Source organism: Actinosynnema sp. NPDC002837, from assembly GCF_040295345.1.
In the GTDB taxonomy this organism is placed as follows: domain Bacteria; phylum Actinomycetota; class Actinomycetes; order Mycobacteriales; family Pseudonocardiaceae; genus Actinosynnema.
In genome coordinates, this window is sequence record NZ_JBEOVG010000188.1 from 1 (window position 1) to 4,396 (window position 4,396).

The 4,396-nt window shown below is 75.0% G+C and carries 2 protein-coding genes; both read right to left on the minus strand.

Going from position 1 to position 4,396, the window contains the following annotated elements:
* A partial coding sequence (locus ABTZ99_RS44685) for a type I polyketide synthase (RefSeq protein WP_499619235.1) occupies nt 1-1,735 on the minus strand: 1,735 nt, incomplete at its 3' end.
* Nucleotides 1,736-1,757: 22 nt separating this feature from the next.
* Nucleotides 1,758-4,396: KR domain-containing protein (locus tag ABTZ99_RS44690; RefSeq protein WP_499619236.1), on the minus strand; the 2,639-nt coding region annotated here is incomplete at its 5' end.

The window sequence follows — 4,396 nt, forward strand, 5'->3', positions numbered from 1 at the left end:
ACACCGCACCGAACACCGGAAACGACTCCGCCAACCCCAACCCCATCCCCACCCGCTGCGACCCCTGACCCGCGAACACGAACCCGGTACGACCGGTCACGCGGGTGGCCGAGGCGACCACGGCCAAGCCCGCCAGCAGCGCCTCCCGGTCCGCGCCGACGACCGCGGTCCGCAGGTCCAGCGCGGCGCGCGTGGTGGCCAGCGAGAAGGCCACGTCCAGCGGGTCGAGGTCCGGTCGGGCGGCGACGAAGTCCCGCAAGCGGTCGGCCTGCGCCCGCAGCGCCTCGGGCGACCGGGCGGACAACACCCACGGCACCACCGGGAGACGCGCCTCGCGGTCCGCCCGCTCGGGCTCCGCCACCGGCGGGGCCTGCTCCAGGATGACGTGGGCGTTGGTGCCGCTCACGCCGAACGACGACACGCCCGCGCGGCGCGGCCGGCCGGTCTCCGGCCAGGGCCGGTTCTCGGTCAGCAGCTCCACCGACCCGGCCGACCAGTCCACGAACGGCGTGGGCTCGCCGACGTGCAGGGTCTTGGGCAGGATGGCGTGGCGGACCGCCATGACCGCCTTGATCACGCCGCCGATGCCGGCCGCAGCGACCGAGTGGCCGATGTTCGACTTCAACGACCCGAGGTAGAGCGGCGTCGGGCGGTCCTTGCCGTAGGCGTTGAGCAGCGCGGTGGCCTCGATCGGGTCACCGAGGCGCGTGCCCGTGCCGTGCGCCTCCACCACGTCGATGTCCACCGGGGACAGCCGGGAGTTCGCCAGCGCGGCGCGGATGACTCGCTCCTGGGACGGGCCGTTCGGCGCGGTCAGGCCGTTGGACGCCCCGTCCTGGTTCACCGCGCTGCCCCGCAGCACCGCCAACACCGGGTGCCCGTTGCGACGCGCGTCCGACAACCGCTCCAACAACACCAGCCCCACACCCTCCGACCAGCCCGTCCCGTCCGCGTCGGCGGAGAAGGACTTGCACCGACCGTCCGGAGCGAGGCCGCGCTGGCGGGAGAAGTCGACGTAGCCGCCGGGGTGGCCGTACACGGTGGATCCGCCCGCCAGCACCAGGTCGCACTCGCCCTGGCGCAACGACTGGGCCGCCAGGTGCAACGCCACCAACGACGACGAGCACGCCGTGTCCACCGTGACCGCCGGACCCTCGAACCCGAACGTGTACGACACCCGACCCGACGCGACACTGCTCAACTTGCCCGTCATGAGGTAGCCCTCCAGCTCCTCCGGGCCGTCCAGACCGAGGTAGGTCTGCTCGCCCACCCCGGCGAACACGCCGGTCGAGCTGCCCCGCAGGGCCGTCGGGTCGAGGCCGGCCCGCTCGAACAACTCCCAGGCGGTCTCCAGCAGAACCCGCTGCTGGGGGTCCATCGACAGCGCCTCGCGCGGCGAGATGCCGAAGAACCCGGCGTCGAACCTCGTCGCGTCGACGATGAACCCGCCCTGGTCGGTGTAGGAGGTGCCGGTGCGCGACGGGTCCGGATCGTAGCGGGCCTCCACGTCCCAGCCGCGGTCGTCCGGCCAGGCGGTGATGCCGTCCCGGCCCTCCAGCACCAGCCGCCACAGGTCCTCGGGCGAGGACACGCCGCCCGGGTACCGGCACGCCATGGCGACGATCGCGATCGGCTCCGTGCCGCCGGCCTCCAGCTCCGTGATGCGCTGCCGCGCCTTCTTCAGATCGGCCGTGACCCACTTGAGGTACTCGACCATCTTCTCTTCGTTGGACATCGCCGATTTCTCCCGGTGGCGCTCAGGCGGACCGGTCGACGCCGCGACCGAGTTCGTTGTCGATGAAGTCGAACAGCTCGTCGGCGGACGCCGATTCGAGCACGACCGCGGAACCCTCGTCGGCAGGCGGCGCGCCCAACTCGGCGGTCCAGCGGGACAAGATCGTGCGCAGCCGCCCGGTGATCTCCTCGCGCCGGTCGTCCTGCCGGTCGACACCGTCGAGCAGGGCCTCCAACCGGTCCAGTTCGGACAGCACCGACTCGTCCGCCGCGGGCGCGAGCACGCCGATCACGTGGTCGGTGAGCGCGGCGGGCGTCGGGTGGTCGAACACCAACGTCGCCTGGAGAGCCACACCCGTGGCCGCGGTCAGCCGGTTGCGCAGCTCCACGGCGGTCAGCGAGTCGAAGCCCAGGTCCTGGAACGGCCGCTGCTCCTCGATCCCCGCCGAGACCTTGTGGCCGAGCACGGCGGCCACCTCGCGGCGGACCAGTTCCAGCACCGCATCGCGGCGCTCGTCGGCCTCCAGGCCGACCAGCAGCGCCACCATGGACGCCGCCTGCCCGTCATCGGCCGTGCGCCGCCGCGGCGCCCTCCCCCCGCGCAGCGGGACCGGCACGCGGTCCGCCGCGCGCAGGGCAGCCTCGTCGAGCGGCGCGGCCACGACCGCCGGGTGGCCGGCGGCCACCGCGACGTCGAGCAGGCGCAGCAGTTCCTCGTCGGGCACCACGGGGAAGCCGGGTGCGCCGGCGCGTGGACCGAAAGCGACCGCGACCGCGGGGAGTCCGCGCGCCGCGCGATACCGGGCCAAGGCGTCGGTGAACGACGCGGCGGCGGCGTACCCGGCCCGACCGGGCGCGCCGAGCACCCCGGCGGTCGAGGAGAACAGCACGAACGCGGTGGCGTCGGGGAGCAGCTCGTGCAGCCGCCAGGCGCGGTCCACGCCCGGTTCGAGCGCCGCGGCCAGGGCATCGGGCGTGATGTTCGCGAGCGGGGAGTCATCCGGCTCGCCGGTCGTGTGCACCACCACGGTCGGCCGGTGCTCGGCCACCACCGCGGCCAGGTCGTCCCACGTCGCCGGCACGGTGCCGGCGGCCACCCCCGGCGCCTCCGCGTCGACGAGCACGACCTTCCGCACGCCGTGCGCCTCGACCAGGTGCCGGGCGACCAGGCCACCCAGGGGGCCGGTGACCAGCGCCGTGGCGCCCCAGTCGGTCGCGCGCGCCGCGAGCTGCACCGCGGTCAGGCGCGGGGCGAGTACCCGGCCACCGCGCACCGCCACCTGGGTCTCGCCGGCGGGCACCACCACGTCGCCGTCGGTGTCCACCAGGACCAGGCGGCCCTCGGGCAGCTCGGACTGGGCCGAGCGCAGCAGGCCCCAGGCCGCCGCGGCGGCGAGGTCGACCTCCTCGTCGGCCACCGCGACCGCACCGCTCGTCGCCACGACCACCGGGGCGGACCGCTCGCGCACCAGCTCCAGCGCCCGGGCCACCGCGGCGTGCGCGGCCGCGACCGGATCGCCCGTCGAGACCTCCAGGCGCACCACCTCGGCCGGGGTGACGGGTTCGGCGGTGACCTCGGTCCAGGTCAGCGCGCGCAGCGGTGACCTGGCGGCGAACCGCTCGACCGGGAGGTCGCGGAACCCGATCGCCTCGGCGGTGAGCACCGGTCGGCCGGCGGTGTCGGCGAGCACCAGGGACGTGGTGCCACCGTCGACCTGCCGCGCGTGGACCTCGACGGCCGCGGCGTGCGCGGCGTGCAGCCGCACCCCGCGCCACGTCGCGGGCACCCGGACGGTCGCCGCACCGACGGCTGTCGGCACCGCCAGGTCCAGCAGCACCGGGTGCAGGCCGTACGCGCCGGCCTCGCCCGCGATCGCGTCGGGCAGCCGCACGGTCGTGCCGGCGTCCGTGACGGCGGGTCCGTCGCCACCGTGCGTGGCGAGGACACCACTGGCGTGCGCCGTCCACGCCGCGTCCTCGTCGTCCGGCCGGGCGTAGACGGTGAACGCGCGCCGGCCGTCCTGGTCGGGTGCGTCCACGGACATCTGCACCCAGGCCGGGAGGGTCAGTGGCAGGTCGGTGTCCAGCTCCGCCAGCACCGGCGTGCCGAGCTGGTCGCCCGCCCGGATCGCCATCTCCACGAACGCCGCGGGCGGCACCGCGAGGTGGTCGGCGAGCCACGACCGGACTTCGAGCAGCCCGGTGAACAGCACCCGCGACGAACCCGCGACCGCGGTGGCCGGCCCGAGCAGCGGGTGCCCGGAGACGTGCCCGGAGACGTGCCCCGTGGCGGGCGCGGACTCCAGCCAGTACCGCTCGTGCTGGAACGGGTAGGTCGGCAGGTCGACCCGCCGCGCGCCCGAGCCGCGGAAGTACGCCGCCCAGTCCACTGCCACGCCGCGGGTGTGCAGCGCGCCCAGGGCCGCGGCGACCGCCTCGTGCTCGGGTCGGCCGCGGCGCAACAGCGGCACGGCGACCACGTCACCGGTGATGGCGGGGATCATGGCCGACAGCACGGCGTTCGGTCCCAACTCGACCAGCGTGGTGACGTCCTCGTCGGCCAGGGCGCGCACCGCGTCGGCGAAGCGGACCGGCTCGCGGACGTGCCGCACCCAGTACTCCGCGGTGTTCAACTTCTCAGCCGGTTCCCCCGTCACCGTGG